Origin of the sequence: Kaistella palustris DSM 21579 (genome assembly GCF_000422265.1) — a bacterium.
GTDB classification, from domain to species: domain Bacteria; phylum Bacteroidota; class Bacteroidia; order Flavobacteriales; family Weeksellaceae; genus Kaistella; species Kaistella palustris.
Genome location: NZ_AULL01000012.1, coordinates 102,512 through 121,229 on the forward strand (window position 1 = coordinate 102,512; position 18,718 = coordinate 121,229).

Genomic DNA, 18,718 nt, shown 5'->3' on the forward strand with positions numbered 1-18,718 from the left:
TTTAAATTTTCGTCTGGCACATAAAGTCACTTGTCGGTACTGCTGTTTCTTTAATTTTCTTAAAACCGCCTTCCACCTCACTAAAATTCCTGATACCCCTGGAATTCAAGATGCTGGCCGCGATCATACTTCTGTACCCGCCTGCACAATGCACGAAAAAATGTTCGTTGGCATCAAGATCTCCGATCCATTCATTGATGTTGGCCAAAGGTTTTTGAAAAGCTTCATTCACATGTTCCGCCGCATATTCAGATTCTTTCCGCACGTCGATTACTTTTGAATGAGGTTTATATTGGGCCGCAAAATCTTCCGCTGAGATTCTGTTCACTTTATCTGTTTCTTTTCCGGCCGTTTTCCAGCTTTCAAATCCACCTTTCAGAAATCCGATCACATGGTCAAAACCGACGCGAGACAGTCTTGTAATCACTTCTTCCTCAGTCCCTGCATCAGCGACGAGTAAGATCGGTTGTGCTACATCTACGATCATGGTGCCGACCCATGGAGCAAAATCACCTTTCAGACCAATATTGATGGAATTGGGAATATAACCTTTCGAAAATTCGTCAGCGCCTCTCGTATCCAAAATGAGTGCACCCGACTGTTCCGCCAAATTTTCAAAGTCCTCAATTGAAACTGCGGTATTTCCTTTTGCCAAAACCTCGTCGAAATTAGTGTAACCGCCTTTATTCATCGCAACATTCATTCCGAAATATTTCGGCGGTGCCGCCAGACCATCCAGAACTTCTTTTACAAATGATTCTTTATTGGGCTGATTAAGGGCATAGTTTGTTTTTTTCTGATTTCCGAGCGTGTCTACCGTTTCTTTCTGCATATTTTTTCCACAAGCCGAACCTGCGCCGTGTGCGGGATATACTGTAATTTCATCGGGTAGTGGCATAATTTTGTTTTGCAGACTTTCGTAGAGCAAACCTGCAAGTTCCTGCTGCGTCATGTGCGCGGCCTGCTGTGCGAGATCCGGTCTGCCGACATCACCCAGAAACAAGGTGTCGCCGGAAAATATAGCCGTTTCCTTTCCGTCTTCATCAATGAGGAGATAGGTGGAACTTTCCAAGGTATGTCCAGGTGTATGCAGTACTTTTATTTTTACTTTACCGATCTCGAAGATCTGATTATCTTCGGCGATAACCGCTTCGAAATCCGGTTCTGCAGTTGGTCCGTACACAATTGGTGCACCGGTTTTCTGGGAAAGATCCAAATGTCCGGACACAAAATCTGCGTGAAAATGCGTCTCAAAAATATATTTGAGTTTTACATTATCTTTTTCCAGCCTGTCAATATAGGGTTTAGTTTCCCTCAGTGGATCAATGATCGCTGCCTCATTTTCAGAGACGATGTAGTATGCGCCCTGTGCGAGACATCCGGTATAAATCTGTTCTACTTTCATTTTAATTTTTTTTAATGATTTCTTCTGGCCTGCAGAAGCTAATGCGTTCCTTATGGAAGGTCACGTAATTTACGGCTCTTTATATTCGCTGCCGTTCCCATCTTTATCAGAAAGTCTGCCACCTTTTCCCTCCTGCGTAATTTCCCACATATAATTATCGTTTGTAAACACAGGATTCCCGTTGGAACTCGTAGTTTTTGCAGAAAGTTTTTCTTCCGGCTGACCTGCTTTCTGGATTTTTACCGCGACCTGCGGACCTTCGGCGAAATAAGTCACTGTAATTTCTTCACCGGCGCTGTTGACCATTTGCACCGGCTTCTGAGTCTGGCTTACTTCGGTGGATGAAGTGGAAACTTCAGTAGCAGTTTCTGGATCGGTTTTTTTGCAGGAGTTCAGCAGAAACACTGTGATCAGTGCAAGACATACGTTTTTCATATTTAATATTGTTGTTTTAAGAAAACTTCCTTAATGATGATAAAAATTCCCATTGCCAGCACGATATAACCGAAAAGCGGCTTTAGTTTTCGGCCATCCATTTTTTTGGAAATTCGAAGGCCCAAAAATATTCCTACTACGGATAGCGCGCTGAAAACCAACAGGAAATTCCAGTCATGTTTTACCATTTTCATGGTACTCAAAAATCCGATCGACGTGTTCATCGCTATGATAAAGAGGGAAGTGGCGACCGCTCTTTTCATGCTTAATCCAAGCAGCATCACAAGTGCAGGCACTATGAGGAAACCCCCGCCGGCACCGATCAGTCCTGTAACTATTCCGACCAAAAGGCCCTGTGAGATCAGAATTGTGTAGTTGTGTCCGGGTTCTTTCTGCGCGCGCGGGCGCTCGGTTTTCCGGATCATTTTATATGAAGCGATGATCATTAACACAGAAAAAAGCAGTAAAAGAAACATATCTTTTGTCAGCGTAATTCCCCAGCGGTTAATGATGTAGTGTGGCAAATGCGGCAAAACCAACCGGCGCGAAAACAGGACACCCAAAATTGAAGGCAAACCAAAAGTAAATGCAGTACGGAAATCGATCTGTTTCTGTTTGATGAATCCTGCAGTTCCTACAATACTTGTAACACCAACCACAAAAAGGGACAAGGCGGTGGCTGTAACGGCATCAAAGCCAAATACATATACAAAAATAGGGACGCTTAAAATACTGCCGCCGCCACCGATCAGCCCCATCACAAGTCCAATTATAACTGCAGAAAAGTAGCCCAGTAATTCCATCATCCGAATAAATTTGAGATATTAACCTGTAATTTTCAGGTCATATGTTTCTGATTTTAAAGTTAAAAAAAGTGAAAATTTAATCACTCAGTCATCACTGAAGGATTGAACTTTTATAAGCTGCCAGCGGTTTCCTGTTTCCACTTTTAACCTTTAACAAATTTAGTGAAATTTAGATTAGGAAGTTTGTACGGCAGTTTCGGTCTGTATTGAAGAGTTTTAAAAATTAATATTGAGATTCAGAAAAAAGTTGCGGCCTGGCCGCGGTATTTTATTCCAGTCAGAGTATGTCGTGTAATATTTATCAAAGATATTTTCTATGCCCGCTTTCGCAAGTATTTTTGCACCGGAGAAATTGAAAATGTAACCGATACTTCCATTGGCAAGCGTATAGGCAGGAGTTTCTGTTTCACCATAATTCGCTGCAAAGTCACGGTGTCCGGCATTTCCCTTGGCAGAAATTTCTGCGCTGAATTTGTTTTGAATGTAACGTAAGGATGAGCTATAACTGAACGGACTCATAAACGGCAGATTATTTTTTTCGAAATCCCGACCTCGGCTGTACACCAGTTGGGTGTTCCATTTGAGAAACGGAAAGAGCTTTACGTCCGAAGTCCAGCTGATATTGAGGATGTCAGCGAAATCCAGCGCACCGTATTTTTTCACGCCGCTGGCGCCAATGGTCATGGGTGCCAGACCAGGCAGGATTTCGCCCACAATATAGTTTGATATGTGAAAATACGAGAGTGAAATTTTAGAGGCAACATTTTCTTTTTTAATGCCCATAAATGCGTTGGCTTCCAGCGAGCTTTCATTTTTTAGATCTGGATTACCGATGTAATCATATTTCTCGAAACTGTTGAAAAGATAAAAACCATATCCTTCAGAAACCGACGGTGCGCGGTCTCCATAACCCGCGCCTAAACCGAATTCCCAGATATTCTTGGCAAACCGGAAATTGGCGGCAAAGTTCTTTAAAATGCGATTTTTGTCGGAGGTCATTTCGGGATAGAAGATCTGCAGACTGCTCAGACCAAAATCACTTTCCACATTATTGCGGTGAAAACCTACGGAAGCCGAGAATTTAAGTTCAGAATTTTCATTCAGCAAAAAATGATCTTCCAGATACAGGCCCTGATAAAAGGTCTGGACTTTTGGCCAGGTGTACATGAACATCAGCGGCTCGGAAATATCTGTGGGATACATCGTCATTTCGGCGGTAGATTTATTGTAATATCCACTGAGGTTTGCAAGGAAATGATGGTCAGCAAAACCCATTTTTAACTGAGAATAATAACCGGCAGTGGTGCTCCAGCCCGGCATATCCATGTGAATGGGTACTGCGGGTCTTTTGGTGTCATCCATTCGGTGGGTGACGGAATTATAATAAACTTTTGTTTCCCAGCTGTGAATTGAGCTGTTTTGTGGCAGGACCTGGAATTTCAGTGAAGTGATCAGCGCTTCAGCCAGTGAAACATCCATCGGCAGCGCGGGATAACCGACATCTGTGGCTTTATCGTAAATCAGTGAACCTTCCAGAATTTTATTACCGCCAAATTTAAAACCGGAAATGCCTGAGAGATTGATTTTTTTAAATTGGGAAAACGGAATTTCGGTATGGTTTCTGGCCATATAGTTTTCCGCATCGCGGCTCATAAAATTAACATCCGTGTAGAAACTTTCATTTTTGAAGGTTGTGCCGGCACCAAAGATTTTCTGTTGATTCACCGATTCAAAACCCGAACTGATATTGAAGTTCCATTTTTCGGGACCGAAAAAAGGTTGAGGTCTTTTCAGGTCGATTGCTCCACCAATCGTACTGCCGTGGGAAGAACCCTGCTGACCGGAACTGATCACAGCTTCGGACAGGTTGGAAACCTCAATGTAAGAAGTGACGGGATCCATCTTATCGGTACACGCGCCGAAGATCCGCATGCCATCAATGGTAACCAGCGTGCGCTCCGTTGGCATATTGTTGATCAGCGGTTCCCAGGCATAGGCTCCGCGCTTGATCATATCTATTTTTGCAGACTTCTGCAGATATTCATCAATGGAACTTAAGGGTTTGGCTTCTTTCGCAGAAACCTTGGTTGTGCCGATGACGATCACTTCCTGTATATGGTGTGACTGCAGTGAATCCTGCGCGAAACCTTTAGAAAAAAAGAAGACGAAGAAAAATAAGACTGTTAGTTTTTGCATGATGATGAGCGCTGGTAAATACTAATGTTGAGGTGCTATTTTTAGCAAAGCTCCGCCACATTAAAGTGGAATAAGTGGCGGAGAAATGAAAGCTTAAAATTCAAAATCAAAATAAAGGCTGCTTTCGGGGTTTGCGGCTGTTACTTCTTCGCCTTTCACGATTGTGCCATCAGGTTTTTGAAGCTGAAGGTTTATTTTCCAGTAGCCGGTCATGGTGAGCGAAAGTTTACCTTTATAAAACTGTCCCGCAGCGGTCTGTTTGGCGTCGACATTATTTGGCGAGGTATGGTTGCCCATGCCGGTCATCCTTGGATCTACTTTTACCGTGTAGCCATCAACAACAGAAAAGTTCATCATATCCTCCATTTTCCAGACGCCAACAGAAAGATCATTTATTGCTACTTTGGGAGTTTTGGGTTCGATAAAAGCCATCACGTATTTTACATTGTCTGTACCCAAAAAGGAAGTCACTTTTGTTTTCGTGCTTGCCGGCACATCTACTGTTGAGGTCACGCTGTATGCGGTTCCGTTTATGGTATAATCAATTTTAAGGTCCCAGTATTCGGAAGCGTTTTGCGGCATCTGGAAAACGATATAGCCGGTATAGAGCGTGCCGTCGGGTGTTATTTTGGTCACAGCCGATCTTGGTGCGGCGTGCGCCATCATTGCCATGTGCATCAGTGGCATCCAGGAAACCGAAGCGTTCTTTTCATACTGATTGGTAGCTTTGTTTTTTATTCTCATTTTCAGGTCGTTATAACCCAGAACGGTTGTTCCGGTCGCGGAATAAAGCTCGATAATATGCGTGTCGTTTGAGATTTCTTTTATTTTCACGAGGTCCTGAAGCTCATTTGCAGGCATTACAGGTTCATCTGAAGTTCTGCTGCACGACAAGACAGTTAAAGACACTATGAATAACACAAATATGGATTTGAATAAATTTTTCATTTTTTTAAATTTTAAAGGAAATATTGCGAAGAAGTTTTTTTGATAAACTGAAACTGAGAGGTCAGAAAAACATTCAGGCAAATGCAAAGCACGCCTCAACCGGAGTCAGCTTATGATAAAAATGGCAAGGCCGGAATTTTAGAAATAATTCAGGCAAAAGAGCGTAGTGAAAACTGCGGCGGATGCGGCAGAACTTTTTCAAAAGCTTCCTTAAAAAAAGGAGCCTGCAAATCCGCGGGAATACTTTTAAAAATAAATGCAGGTGCTGATTTCAGTGGAAAATCAAAAGGCTGGCCCGGCAAAATATTAAATTCAAAAGAATATTTAACTAGTGACATGGCATTGGATGAGCGCTCACTTTCTTTTTTCATCTGGCATTTACCGTGGCATTCCAGACTGGATTTTGCCTTGTTGATACAGTGAATCTCGTAATAGTCCCGGTTAATCTGGTAATCGATCATAAACAGCGAGTTTTGAAAACTTGCGGCGAAGATGACTGCCGAAAAAAGTAGTGATATAATGAGTTTCATTGCTGAAGCAAAATTAAGACATTTTCGTCTTTATTGAAAATGATATTCATCATTACTTTTAGAATCAATGCGCTACTAAATTTTACGTGAATTTATTTTTTATCTTTAATGCCTTAAAACTTTAAAACAATGGCTGATCAGGCGAAATTCATACAGGAACTTACAGGTCGCTACGCTGCAAAAGGCGAAGCTATTACCCTTGGAAAAGGAATGCTCGGCGGTGAAGTTGTAACCGAGGTGAATGTTGCAATTCCTTTAAAAACGATTAACCGCCACGGTTTGATCGCCGGTGCTACAGGTACAGGAAAAACCAAGACATTGCAGGTATTTGCCGAGCAACTTTCGCATGCCGGCATTCCATCGCTGGTGCTGGATATCAAAGGTGACTTTTCCGGTATTGCGGAGCCGGGCAGTGAGAATGCCATCATTAAGGAGCGATACGCGAAAACGCTTTTAGAATATTCTGCGCAATCTTTTCCGGTGGAGCTCATGACCATTTCCGGTGAAAAAGGTGTAAAACTGAGAGCCACGGTCACCGAATTTGGGCCGATACTTCTTTCAAAAATTTTGGAATTAAACGACACGCAGCAAAGCATTATTTCGATTGTTTTTAAATACTGCGATGACAAAGGCCTGCCGCTCATCGATCTTGATGATCTGAAAAAAGTGCTGCAATATGTCACCGACAATGCCGATGGGAAAAAAGAACTCGCCGACAATTACGGCTCTATTGCGCCGGCGTCTTTAGGAGCAATCCTGCGGTCAATCGTGGCGCTGGAACAGCAGGGAGCGGCGCAGTTTTTCGGCGAACCGAGTTTTGATGTACACGATTTGCTGCAAACGCGCGACGGTAAAGGCGTAGTGAATATCCTGCGCGTAGGAAATATCCAGAGTAAACCGCAGCTGTTTTCAACTTTCATGCTTTCGTTATTTGCTGAAATCTATATGACTTTTCCTGAGGAAGGCGATTCCGGAAAACCCAAACTCGTGCTGTTTATTGATGAGGCGCATCTGATCTTCAATGAAGCTTCCAAAGCGCTTGTCAGTCAGATCGAAACCATGGTGAAACTGATTCGGTCGAAAGGTGTGGGTATTTATTTTATCACTCAGATTCCGGGCGATGTTCCCGAAAATATATTGTCGCAGTTGGGCCTGAAAATTCAGCATGCGCTGCGAGGATTTACAGCCAAAGACCGGAAAGAAATTTCCAAAGCGGTGGAAAATTATCCGCTGACCGAATATTATAATGCAGGTGAACTTATTCAGAACCTGGGCATTGGCGAAGCCTTCATCACCGCTTTGGATGAGCGCGGCATTCCCACGCCGCTTGTTCACACTTACTTGATCTCGCCGGAATCGCGTATGGATGTGTTGAATGAGGCTGAGGTTGCCGACCTTACTTCCAGGTCAGCGCTGGTTGCAAAATATGAACAGCCCATGAACAAGGATTCGGCCTTCGAAATGCTGACCAAAAGAATGGAGTCTGCAGTGCAGGCCGCGCCGCCTACCCAAAAGTCAAGAGCCGTAAAGCCGGAGCCCGGCGTTTTCGAATCGGTGATGAAATCCCGCGCCGGCAGAACTTTTACCACCACCCTGGCCAGGGAAGGAGCGAAGTTTGTTTTGGGAATGTTTGGTTTGGGAGGCCGAAGATAAGAGCAGATTATTGTTAGTAAAAGCAGGACGGATGTATGCAGTAATAGATATAGAAAGTAATGGTGCCGGATTCAGAAAAGAGAGCATTATAGAAATTGCGATATATAAATATGACGGTCACGAAATTGTAGACCAGTTCAGCTCGCTGGTAAATCCGGACAGCGAAATCACCCAGTTTGTGCAGAAACTCACTAACATTTCACCAAAAATGGTGCGGACCGCGCCGCGTTTTCACGAAATTGCAAAGCGCGTTGTAGAAATTACGGAAGGCACCACTCTGGTCGGCCATAATATCGATTTTGATTACCGGATGCTGCGACAGGAGTTCAAGAGACTGGGTTATGAGTTCACCATCAATACGCTGGATACGATTCCATTAGCCAAAAAACTTCTTCCTGAAGCTGAAAGTTACTCGCTCGGAAAACTGGTAAAATCGCTCGGTATTCCGCTTGTGGACCAACACCGGGCAGGTGGCGATGCCAAAGCCACACTGGAACTCTTCAAACTGCTGATGATCAAGGACCAGGATTCTGAGATTATACAGCAGCACCACCAGGAAAGCAATGCCAAGACGTATTTGAACAAAGTTCGGAACGTCACCCGCGATCTGCCGTTTGAGCGAGGAATCATATATTTTCAAAACGCCGCGGGAAAAATCATTTACCATGATTTTGTGGAAGACCTGAGTAAGTTTGCGAAAAGTGTTTTCAATTCAAAATCAAAACGCTGGCAGCAGATCCAGCAGGAAACTGAACACATCAGTTACGAACTTACCGGAAATGACATTCTGGCCAAACTCATGATGAAGACCAAAGGCCTGGACAAGCGCTATCATCTGCCGTATGGTCTTTATTTCCACAAAGATAAATTCAGGGTCGAAAAAGTAAACCTGCTGTCGGATAAGCCGCTTATTAAATTCAGCTCATTTACACAGGGCCTGAAGGCGATCAGTTTTATAAAGACACAGCCGCATCTCGATACCCTTGAGAAATTAACAACTGTGATCAGCCTTAAGAACAGGAATGAACTGTGGCTTTCGACCGGACGGACTTTAGGCGAAAAATCCTTTTTAATTCTGCAAAACGGCACGCTCACTTCTTACGGGTTTTATGAACTTCATACCCAGATCAACTCTCAGGAGAAACTTAACAAGATTAAAATCGATCTGAAAAGCTGCGCCTCATACCTTCAAAATGATCTGGCGTTATCGTTGTTGCGTGGTGATTTTGATATACAGCCACTTCCGCAGTAATTATATACTGAAAAATTATAAATTTGCACTTTCTAAACTGAACTTTTTCGGGTGAAAGGCGTGAGCTGTCTTATCGGTTTTCGCTGACACAAAAGTTCAAACTTAACTAACATTATTCCTTCGATGACCAATAAAGATTTACTGAAAATCGCCGCGCAGTACGGCACGCCGACTTATGTGTATGATGCAGATTCCATTAAAACACAATATGAAAAACTCACTTCCTCGTTCCACAGGAGCACACGGTTTTTCTATGCATGTAAAGCGCTTTCGAACATTAATATTTTAAAATATGTAAACCAGCTCGGCGGCAATCTGGACTGTGTTTCCATCAATGAAGTGAAGCTGGGCCTGAGAGCAGGTTTTGAGCCCAAAAAGATTCTCTTTACGCCAAACTGTGTGGATTTGGTTGAGATTGAGGAAGCCATGTCGCTGAAAGTTCACATTAACATCGACAATATTTCTATTCTGGAGCAGTTCGGGAACAAGTACGGAGATTCTTACCCTATTTTTGTCCGCATCAATCCGCATATTTTTGCAGGTGGTAATTATAAGATTTCTACCGGTCATATCGATTCCAAATTTGGCATCTCTATCCATCAGCTTCGGCATATTGAAAGAGTAATGAAAACCACGAACCTCAATGTGGAAGGCCTTCACATGCACACCGGCAGTGAGATCAAAGATCCCGATGTTTTTCTGCAGGGACTCGATATCATGTTCGAACTCGCGGAGCATTTCCCGAACCTTAAATACCTGGATATGGGCAGCGGTTTCAAGGTTCCTTACCAGGAAAGCGATCTGGAAACCGACGTAAAAGTTTTGGGCAAAAAAGTAGAGCAGGCCGTTTCAGATTTTTCTAAAAGTTCCGGAAAGAAGTTCGAACTCTGGTTTGAACCCGGCAAATTCCTGGTAAGCAAAAGCGGCCATTTTCTGGTGAAAACCAATGTCATCAAACAGACTACAGCTACAGTTTTTGCGGGTATCAACTCGGGTTTCAATCACCTGATCCGCCCTATGTTTTATGATTCTTATCACATTATCGAAAATCTTTCGAACCCAAAAGGTGCCGAGCGGATCTACACCGTGGTGGGAAATATTTGCGAGACCGACACTTTTGCTTGGGACAGAAAACTGCATGAGGTGCGCGAAGGCGATATTCTGGTCTTCCGAAATGCCGGTGCCTACGGTTTTGAAATGAGTTCCAACTTTAACTCCAGACTGAAGCCTGCAGAAGTTCTGTTTCTGGACGGTAAAGCACATTTGATCAGAACCCGCGATGAATTTGAAGATCTTTTGAGAAACCAGATCGAAGTGTTGTAAAAGTCACTTTTTTGCACTCGTTTTTATCAGTGGCTTTTTCGTAATTTTACTTTTTAATTTATTTATGAAAAGATTGTTTTTCCTAGTGATCTTCGGATCAGTTTTCTTCCGTGCTCAGGATATCGAGGACCAGCAGGAAGGCTTTTTCTACTCAGAGACCAGCAAGAATTTCTTCCGTGTCGACATTAAGAAACCTTTCGATTACTACAAAGTTCCCGGTTGCACTGATGATATGCAGTTTGTTAGAGCGCAGTTCCCCGGCGGCGATGCGGAGTTTAAAAAAGAACTTTTCATGTATATTTCGGCGTATGTTGATAAGGAGGTGTATGTGGTCAACGGCCCTTTCTATATGAATATCAACATTAGTAAAGAAGGAAAGATCACCAAACTGGATATTACCCCAAAAGTTGAAAACAGCGGCATGTTTTTGCGCGATCTGAAATATGCTTTTGGAAAAATTCAGAAAAAAACCTGGACGCCCTCAAAATGCAACAATATTCCGGTGGATTCCAAAATCCGCGTACAATTGAATTTTGAGACAGAAAGTGCGGATATGTAATCATTCCTGTTTATCCATACCTAAAGGACGCACATAATTATAATACAAGGAAAACTTTGTGGGAGACTGCAAAGTTTTTTAGTTTTAAAGAAAAAAAAGTATGCGGTATTTCTATCTGTTCCTGATTTGCTCAAGTTTATTAAGCGCCCAGAAGCCAGCCTTTTTTCCGCGTGATCAGTACAGTTATCTGGGTGGTGAAGAAGGGTTTTACAAAGATTTTCAGAAAGTGCTCCTTAATAAAAAATTACAGCCTTGTGAAAATGCCCAGGAACTTGTGGTAGCAAATGTGGTCATCAATGAAAATGGCTCTGCCAGCCACTTTTTCTCTGATAATACATCGGGCGATAAAAACAGATGCGCAGCTTTACTTGCTGATCAGGTTCTCCCCGAAATGACAGGTTGGATTCCTGCTCATATTGCGGGTAAGGCGGTGACGGCCAAAACTTCGTATATTATTTTTCCGCACGCTTTTTTTTCTAATTTTAAGGAAGGGTATTCGGCTGATAAATTTATAGAACCCGCAAAGTTTAAAACGGGAATTCGGGATTTCCGGCGTGAAGTGATGAAAAGGGCAGATCCCTCAGGTTTTTTTGTAAAGGGTTCGGCACCTGTGGTGAGCCGCGTGCGTTTTGTCCTTAATGAAGATGGGGAAATGCAAAATATCGAACTCGAAAAAAGTTCTGGCCTTCAGGCGTATGACGACATGATTCTATCTTCAGTCCGCGCAGTAAAAACAAAATGGACACCGCAGAAAATTCATGGCATTGCTGTAAAATGGCGGTTTGTTTTACCCTTCAGTCTGTCTGCAGATTAACTCTAAACATTATTTGATGAAGAGAATTTTACTTTTTATATTTTTTCTTACTGCCGTCGTTCACTATTCTCAGTCTGTGGATTCGCCGGTTGACGAAACTGATAAGACCGCATATTATAAACCGGGCGAAACTAAACTTCACAGGGAGTTTTAGCGTGCCCTGAGTTTTGCAGTTGACCAGAATTACGTGGTTTATGGTGATTTAACTTTTTCGCTTTTCGTTGATGAAACCGGCAAGGCAAAGATCATCGACGTAGAACCAAAAGTAAAAAACTACAAACTCCTGATGGACGATCTGAATTATGTTCTGAAGAAACCCCATAAAAATTGGGAACCTGCTTACAAACAGGGCAAGCCTGCACAGTCGTTTGTTATTTACAAAATCAATTTTAATACAGAGGTATATGATCATGACTGATATAAAATCTTTTTGTGCGTTTAAAAGACCTTTGGGTTTTTTATTAATGATGATTTCCATGGCCGTTAACGGTCAGATACTGAACAGTTTTCCGCGCTACCAAGTGCCTTACCTTGGCGGATATGAAGGTTATTACAGCGACTTTCACCGCATCATTAATGAACAGAATCTAAAGCCATGTTCTGATCCCGACGAGTTTTACCAGTTTTCGGTTTTGATCAATCCCGATGGTTCCATCAATTTTATAAAAGATCATAATGTGAAAAACGTGTCGCAAAATCAATGTGCGCATGACCTCGCGCGCGAAGTAGCGCGGCATCAGCAAAATTGGAATGCCGCCACGGTGGACGGTTTTAAACAGCCGGCAGTTGCCATGTTCCTTATATATCCTGCCGATCTTTTCGGGAATTACCGCGAAGGTTATACTCCCGATGTAAAATTCCCCGGATATGGTAAATTTAAAAACAACGGCATCCAGGAATTTCGACAGGCGATTGCAAACAGAACCGATTTGCGTGGTTTCAGCTGGGACGACCGGTTCGATGTGATCGTCGATTTTGTGATCACGAAGAACTCCCAGATCAGGGATGTCATCTTCATTAAATCCTCGGGTTCCGACGAGTTTGATAAACGCATTGCAAACGGCATTAAAAGTACAGCAAAAAGGTGGACTCCCGCCACGATCAACGGAAAATCTGTTGATTTTACACACCGGATAACACTGAACGCCGTTACCGACTAACGTGCCAGTTAAAATTTGTAGCGATTGGATTTCGGATTACCTACCATAATTTTAACTTTCTCAATACTTTTAACCTGAGCTTATTCTGCCATTCTGGCATATAAATTTTGTATATTTGCAGCCTAAACTTTCAGGTTTAATGAAGTTCCATCCGCCGGTCAAACTTCTGAAGCGGTGGAAAAATATTCCTTAAACTCTTAAATACCACAACAGTGCAGGATAAATATATAGACGAAACAAAGCAGGGTGAAGCGTTTTCGATTGCTGAAAAGCCCACCAATTCTAAAAAACTTTTTTTAGAAAGTTATGGTTGCCAGATGAACTTTTCCGATTCAGAAATCGTGGCTTCGATTCTGAACGAGCAGGGTTATAACACAACGGTGAAAGTGGAGGAAGCGGATCTGATCCTGCTGAATACTTGCTCGATCCGTGAAAAAGCAGAACAGACTGTGCGCATGCGGCTTTCGCAGTTCAAAAATTTAAAGAAACAAAAACCCAATCTTACCGTGGGCGTTCTGGGCTGTATGGCCGAGCGCCTGAAAACCAAGTTTCTGGAAGAGGAGCAGTTAGTCGATCTCGTTGTTGGTCCCGATGCGTATAGGGATTTACCCAACCTTCTGAAAGAAACTGATGGCGGAAGAGATGCGATCAACGTCATACTTTCCAAAGATGAAACCTATGCCGACATTAATCCCGTGCGTTTGGGCGGAAACGGTGTTACGGCATTTGTAACCATCACGCGTGGTTGCGACAATATGTGCACTTTTTGTGTGGTTCCTTTCACACGCGGCCGCGAGCGAAGCCGCGATCCGCATTCGATTTTAGAGGAATGTAAAAACCTGTGGAACAGCGGTTACAAGGAAATCACCTTACTCGGCCAAAACGTAGATTCCTATTTGTGGTATGGTGGCGGTCCGAAAAAAGATTTTAAAAATGCCACTGAAATGCAGCAACTTACGGCGGTAAATTTTGCGCAGCTTTTAGATATGGTTGCAGAAGTGGTTCCACAAATGAGAATTCGCTTTTCAACTTCCAACCCGCATGATATGACGACCGATGTTTTCCGGGTGATGGCGAAGCACCACAATATCTGCAAATATGTTCACCTGCCGGTACAAAGTGGTTCGGACCGAATGCTGGAGAAAATGAACCGCCAACACACACGTGCCGAATATCTCCATTTAATAAAAAGCGCAAAAGAAATCGTTCCCGAAATTTCCTTTTCTCAGGATATGATCATCGGCTTTTGCGGCGAAACCGAAGAAGATCACCAACTTACATTATCGCTGATGAAAGAGGTGGAATACGATTACGGTTATATGTTTGCTTATTCCGAAAGGCCCGGAACACCCGCGCACCGCAAGATGGAAGACGATGTGCCAGCTGAGGTAAAGCAAAGAAGACTCGCAGAAGTTATTGCGCTGCAGGGCGAACTCTCCCGCAAGAGAATGCAGGGCTACGTCGGCCGTGCACATGAAGTTTTAATTGAAGGAACTTCAAGAAAAGATGAAAACCAGTGGAAAGGCAGAAATTCGCAGAATGCAGTTTGTGTTTTCGACAAGATCGAAGGTCAGAAACTCGGTGATTTGGTGACGGTTTATGTATATGGAAATACGCAGGGAACCCTGTTAGCCGAAACCGTGCAGGAAAAACAGGGAATTCTGAACCAGGCCGCGGTCAATGGTTAAGAATTAAATCAGGACACTTTTAGCTTATCAGCTGGTTTTATTTTTTTGTGGAATTTAAGTTTTTCTTAATGATTTCATTTTTTATTGCCGGTTACCTGTTTTTTTGAAAGAGCTAAATTTAATAAACTTGCTATTGAAATTAGTATCGACAAAAGAAATTGAAGACTGGATTTCCCTCATCTTTAAATAAATAAGAATTCGAAAATGGCAGATTTACAATCTATAAAAACACGTTACGGGATCATCGGCAATTATCCCGCGCTGAACCGCGCGCTGGAGAAAGCCGTGCAGGTTTCGCCCACAGATATTTCTGTTCTTGTGATGGGCGAAAGCGGTGTGGGGAAAGAATTTATACCGAAAATAATCCACGCGGAATCCCGTCGGAAACATCAGCCCTATATTGTGGTGAACTGTGGCGCCATTCCCGAAGGTACGATTGATTCGGAACTTTTTGGGCATGAAAAAGGCGCATTTACCGGTGCAACCTCCACCCGCAAAGGCTATTTTGAAGTCGCTGACGGTGGAACTATATTTTTAGATGAAGTGGGTGAATTGCCGCTTCAGACACAGGTCCGCCTGCTTCGCGTTTTGGAGAGCGGTGAGTTTATGAAGGTCGGTTCATCGCAGATTCAGAAAACAAATGTCCGTATTGTAGCGGCTACCAATGTGAATATGCTGAACGCCATTAACGACGGAAGATTCCGCGAAGACCTCTATTACAGGCTTAATACGGTGCAGATAGACATGCCTGCGCTAAGGGAAAGAAAGGGCGATATTCATTTGCTGTTCCGAAAGTTTGCCATCGATTTTGCCGAAAAATACAGAATGCCTGAACTGATCTTAAATGACGATGCGATCAATTATCTTGAAAATTATCCTTTTCCCGGCAATGTCCGTCAGCTTCGCAATCTTGTGGAGCAAATGACCGTAGTTGAGCAAAACAGAAATATCAACGCCAGGAAACTGAGCGAATATATTCCCATGCAGTCGCAGTTGCCGGCTGTCATCCAGAAAGGGCAGGGTGTTTCGTCAAATGAATTTCATTCTGAGCGGGATATTATGTACAAAATCCTTTTTGATATGCGCAATGACCTGAATGATTTGAAATCCTTGACTTCAGAACTCATCAAGAACCGCGGCAACGGTGATCTCAGCAGTCAGGAGAAAAGTCTGATCAACAGGGTTTTTACGCCTGAACCTCAAAATCCCAATCCAGGTTCGCTGATGTACTTTGAAAACGGCAATCATACAACCGCGCAAAACCCGAATCTCATCAACAGTCAAAATTCGCCTTACGAGGAAGTGGAAGATATTGAGATTGAAGAAGCAAAGCCCGAATCACTTTCTCTGCAGAACAACGAGCGTGAATTGATCGTGCGTGCGCTCGAAAAACACAAGGGGCGCCGGAACCGCGCGGCAGATGAGCTGGGAATTTCTCAGCGGACGCTTTACCGCAAAATCAAACAATATAATCTGGAGGAATAATGCAGAGATCCAATCATATTTGTAGCCAGTTTCAGTATAAAAATCTTCGTTTTGTGCTGATTCTCCTGCTGAACTTATTTTGTTTGAGCCTGGTTTCCTGTTATAGTTTCACGGGTTCATCGCTAAGTCCTGAAACCAAAACTATTCAGATCAAAGAGTTCCCGAATAACGCTGCCCTGATGAATCCCAACCTGTCGCAGCAGTTTTCCACAGATATCCAGAACAGGTTTCTGCAGCGGACCACTTTAAAAGGTTCCACTGAAAATCCTGACATTTTGATCGAAGGTGAGATCACCGATTACATGATTTCTCCAACCACGATTTCCAGCGCTGTAAATGCGCCGGGCGGCACCATTCAGGCAGCGCAGAATAAGTTGACCATTGTGGTGAAGGTCCATTACGAAAACAAGGTGGAGCCCGACAAAAGTTTTGACCGGACGTATTCCGATGAAGCAGTTTTCAGCAGTGATCTTGATATCAACGTGATCGAAGCCTCGCAGGTAAAACTTGTGAATGAAAGAATCATCAATAAAATTTTTAACGATATTGTAGCCAACTGGTAAAATGAATGCACGAATTTTAGATTTAATAAGAGACCCCGAACTTCTACAGAAACAGGATTTGCAGATCCTTGGTTCCGAACTGCAGCTGCATCCTTACATGCAGAGTCTTCGGGCGCTTTATCTTCTGGGTGTTCACCGTTTCGACTCCGAAAATTATGTGCAGGAACTTTCTACCACGGCCGCTTATACGACCGATAAAAAAATCCTGTACCAGTTCATCAATAAAAAAAATGCACTGGAAACCCATGAAGAACCGCGCACTGAGATTCCTGATGAATCCGCTGGAAACGAGGAAAACACACAGGTTAAAGAGGTGTACAATGATGTGGCCCTGAACCCGGTTACGCCGCCGGAACCGGTTTATATTAATGGCGAGCTCAACCGTATTTTATTTAAAGGCGAAGAGGACTTCATGGACAGGCAAAGTGATGCCATCGATATGGAAGCCACGCTGGAAGCCGGAAAAATTGTGACTCAGAATATACTGAACAGAACCGAGGCACCACAGACAGAAACCGAAAGAACAGAAGGGAATCACATTAAGCAAACTACATCTCCAGAAATATTTGCCGGACAGGTGAATATCGAAAAGCCCGGCGATTTTCCGGCAGAGGACAAATTTCCTGAAACCGCGGATGCCGAAACTTTTTCTGCAGAAAAAATCATCCATCAGGATGAAATCGACAAAGTAGAGCCGGTAATTGAATCCGAAGAAAAAAGCTTTCATGAAGTGAAGGAATTTTTGCCGGAAGTAAAAGTTCCGCCTGCGACTGCAAATGAAAACGCTGGACAGGACGTCGAAGAACGCGGGCTGAAAAGTGATACAGAACCGGAATTTACCGAAACGGCAGACGCCGAAAGTTTTTCAAAAGAAAAGATCATTAACGAAGAAGCGATTTCTGAAGAAGCTTCAACCATCGAATCCGCGAAAATCAGCTTTCACGGTTTAGACGACTTTCTGCCCGATGTTCAGATTACACCGGCGCATGCCAAAACAGAAACATACACCGTTCCAAAAGCTGAACCGAGCAAGCAGGAACTTGAGATGCAGGCATTGATTGCCGAAGTGGAAGCCAAGGTAAAAGCTTCGAAAAAAGAGAAAGCAAAGGAAGAGGAACCAGTTCATAATTTCGGAGTGAATTTTGGAGAAACCCAAAGTTTCAACGTCATTAAAGAAGAAAAAACTGCTGACGAAAGCCAACAGAATGCCGCTCCTTTAACGGAAAACAGCAAAACCGCGGAACCTGATACTCCAAAAAAATCTGCCGCCGAAGAAACTGCAAATATTGGCTCCCCGACCTGGAAACCTATGCAGTTCGATTCTCACACGCCGGACGCATTATTGCAGAAGCAAGACCGCATTAGCGAAAAGTCAGCTGTGGATCAGCCGGCTCAATTTCCCGCATCTTCAGGTGTCGCAACCAAGCAGAATAGCAGTGAATCCACAGTTTCTCCGGAAACAGTTTCTCCGGAAATCTCTGCGCAGGAATCGAAAAGTATATCGAAAAACGCCGAAGAAGAGGAAAATAAAAGCAATGTTCCCGTATTCATCAATACCTGGCAAACCTGGCTCAAGATCGGTCGCAGGGAAACCACCGCTGAACCTGAAGAGATTGCTGCGGAACCCGCAATTACGAAAGAAAATGTCATCGAAAAGTTCATTGAAAAGGAGCCGCGTATCTCAAAATTGAAAGAAGAATCTGATTTTGTACCTAAAGAAAAGGGTTCTAATATTTCTCATTTAATGACAGAAACACTGGCGCAACTGTATGTAGATCAGAAACTTTACACCATGGCAATCAGAGGTTATGAAACGCTTACCGAAAAATATCCGGAGCGTAAAGCCTATTTTGAAGAGAAAATTCAGGCCGTAAAGGAAATGCGCAGAAATTTTTAGAGGG

General features: G+C 43.3%; 18 protein-coding genes. 12 read left to right on the forward strand and 6 right to left on the reverse strand.

Going from position 1 to position 18,718, the window contains the following annotated elements; all coding sequences use genetic code 11:
* Position 1: 1 nt before the first annotated feature.
* From H562_RS0101645 to H562_RS14465, 6 genes are all read right to left on the reverse strand, one after another.
* Complete coding sequence (locus H562_RS0101645; protein ID WP_027375919.1) at positions 2-1,405, reverse strand: MBL fold metallo-hydrolase; 1,404 nt, start codon at positions 1,403-1,405, stop codon at positions 2-4.
* 69 nt (positions 1,406-1,474) lie between these two features.
* Positions 1,475-1,840 carry a hypothetical protein gene (locus H562_RS15295; RefSeq protein ID WP_051190358.1) on the reverse strand — a complete coding sequence of 122 codons (366 nt, stop codon included), beginning with the start codon at positions 1,838-1,840 and terminating at the stop codon, positions 1,475-1,477.
* 2 nt (positions 1,841-1,842) lie between these two features.
* Complete coding sequence (locus H562_RS0101655) at positions 1,843-2,643, reverse strand: sulfite exporter TauE/SafE family protein (RefSeq protein WP_027375920.1); 801 nt, start codon at positions 2,641-2,643, stop codon at positions 1,843-1,845.
* 219 nt (positions 2,644-2,862) lie between these two features.
* Positions 2,863-4,842, reverse strand: coding sequence for a TonB-dependent receptor (locus tag H562_RS0101660; RefSeq protein ID WP_027375921.1), 1,980 nt, complete (start codon positions 4,840-4,842; stop codon positions 2,863-2,865).
* 93 nt (positions 4,843-4,935) lie between these two features.
* Positions 4,936-5,790 carry a hypothetical protein gene (locus H562_RS0101665; RefSeq protein WP_027375922.1) on the reverse strand — a complete coding sequence of 285 codons (855 nt, stop codon included), beginning with the start codon at positions 5,788-5,790 and terminating at the stop codon, positions 4,936-4,938.
* A 149-nt stretch (positions 5,791-5,939) separates the two neighbouring features.
* Positions 5,940-6,320: a hypothetical protein gene (locus tag H562_RS14465; RefSeq protein ID WP_027375923.1), complete on the reverse strand. Its 381-nt coding sequence runs from the start codon at positions 6,318-6,320 to the stop codon at positions 5,940-5,942.
* Positions 6,321-6,449: 129 nt separating this feature from the next.
* Between H562_RS14465 and H562_RS0101675 the strand changes: the two genes are divergently transcribed.
* From H562_RS0101675 to H562_RS0101730, 12 genes are all read left to right on the forward strand, one after another.
* Complete coding sequence (locus H562_RS0101675) at positions 6,450-7,973, forward strand: helicase HerA-like domain-containing protein (RefSeq protein WP_027375924.1); 1,524 nt, start codon at positions 6,450-6,452, stop codon at positions 7,971-7,973.
* Between the two features lie 31 nt (positions 7,974-8,004).
* Positions 8,005-9,225 carry a 3'-5' exonuclease gene (locus tag H562_RS0101680; protein ID WP_027375925.1) on the forward strand — a complete coding sequence of 407 codons (1,221 nt, stop codon included), beginning with the start codon at positions 8,005-8,007 and terminating at the stop codon, positions 9,223-9,225.
* Between the two features lie 123 nt (positions 9,226-9,348).
* Complete coding sequence (gene lysA, locus H562_RS0101685) at positions 9,349-10,548, forward strand: diaminopimelate decarboxylase (protein ID WP_027375926.1); 1,200 nt, start codon at positions 9,349-9,351, stop codon at positions 10,546-10,548.
* Positions 10,549-10,612: 64 nt separating this feature from the next.
* A complete protein-coding gene (locus tag H562_RS0101690; protein WP_027375927.1) occupies positions 10,613-11,107 on the forward strand; it encodes a hypothetical protein in 495 nt (164 codons plus the stop codon).
* A 100-nt stretch (positions 11,108-11,207) separates the two neighbouring features.
* Entirely contained in the window at positions 11,208-11,921 is a 714-nt protein-coding gene (locus H562_RS0101695) for an energy transducer TonB (protein WP_027375928.1), read from the forward strand.
* A gap of 16 nt (positions 11,922-11,937) precedes the next feature.
* The gene (locus H562_RS15600) at positions 11,938-12,075 is read left to right on the forward strand and encodes a hypothetical protein (protein WP_156831944.1); all 138 of its coding nucleotides are present in this window, start codon (positions 11,938-11,940) and stop codon (positions 12,073-12,075) included.
* A gap of 33 nt (positions 12,076-12,108) precedes the next feature.
* Positions 12,109-12,339: a hypothetical protein gene (locus H562_RS14470; protein ID WP_051190359.1), complete on the forward strand. Its 231-nt coding sequence runs from the start codon at positions 12,109-12,111 to the stop codon at positions 12,337-12,339.
* Positions 12,332-13,081 (forward strand): energy transducer TonB, encoded by a 750-nt coding sequence (locus H562_RS0101710; protein ID WP_219729255.1) that lies wholly within the window; start codon positions 12,332-12,334, stop codon positions 13,079-13,081. The genes H562_RS14470 and H562_RS0101710 overlap by 8 nt, the downstream gene beginning before the upstream one ends.
* Positions 13,082-13,293: 212 nt before the next feature.
* Positions 13,294-14,769, forward strand: a complete 1,476-nt coding sequence (gene miaB, locus H562_RS14475; protein ID WP_051190360.1) for a tRNA (N6-isopentenyl adenosine(37)-C2)-methylthiotransferase MiaB — start codon at positions 13,294-13,296, stop codon at positions 14,767-14,769.
* A gap of 204 nt (positions 14,770-14,973) precedes the next feature.
* A complete protein-coding gene (locus H562_RS0101720) occupies positions 14,974-16,254 on the forward strand; it encodes a sigma-54 interaction domain-containing protein (protein ID WP_027375930.1) in 1,281 nt (426 codons plus the stop codon).
* On the forward strand, positions 16,254-16,817 hold the full coding sequence (gene lptE, locus H562_RS0101725; protein ID WP_084466309.1) for an LPS assembly lipoprotein LptE: 564 nt from the start codon (positions 16,254-16,256) through the stop codon (positions 16,815-16,817). The genes H562_RS0101720 and lptE overlap by 1 nt, the downstream gene beginning before the upstream one ends.
* Before the next feature lies 1 nt (position 16,818).
* The gene (locus H562_RS0101730) at positions 16,819-18,714 is read left to right on the forward strand and encodes a hypothetical protein (protein WP_027375932.1); all 1,896 of its coding nucleotides are present in this window, start codon (positions 16,819-16,821) and stop codon (positions 18,712-18,714) included.
* Positions 18,715-18,718 lie beyond the last annotated feature (4 nt).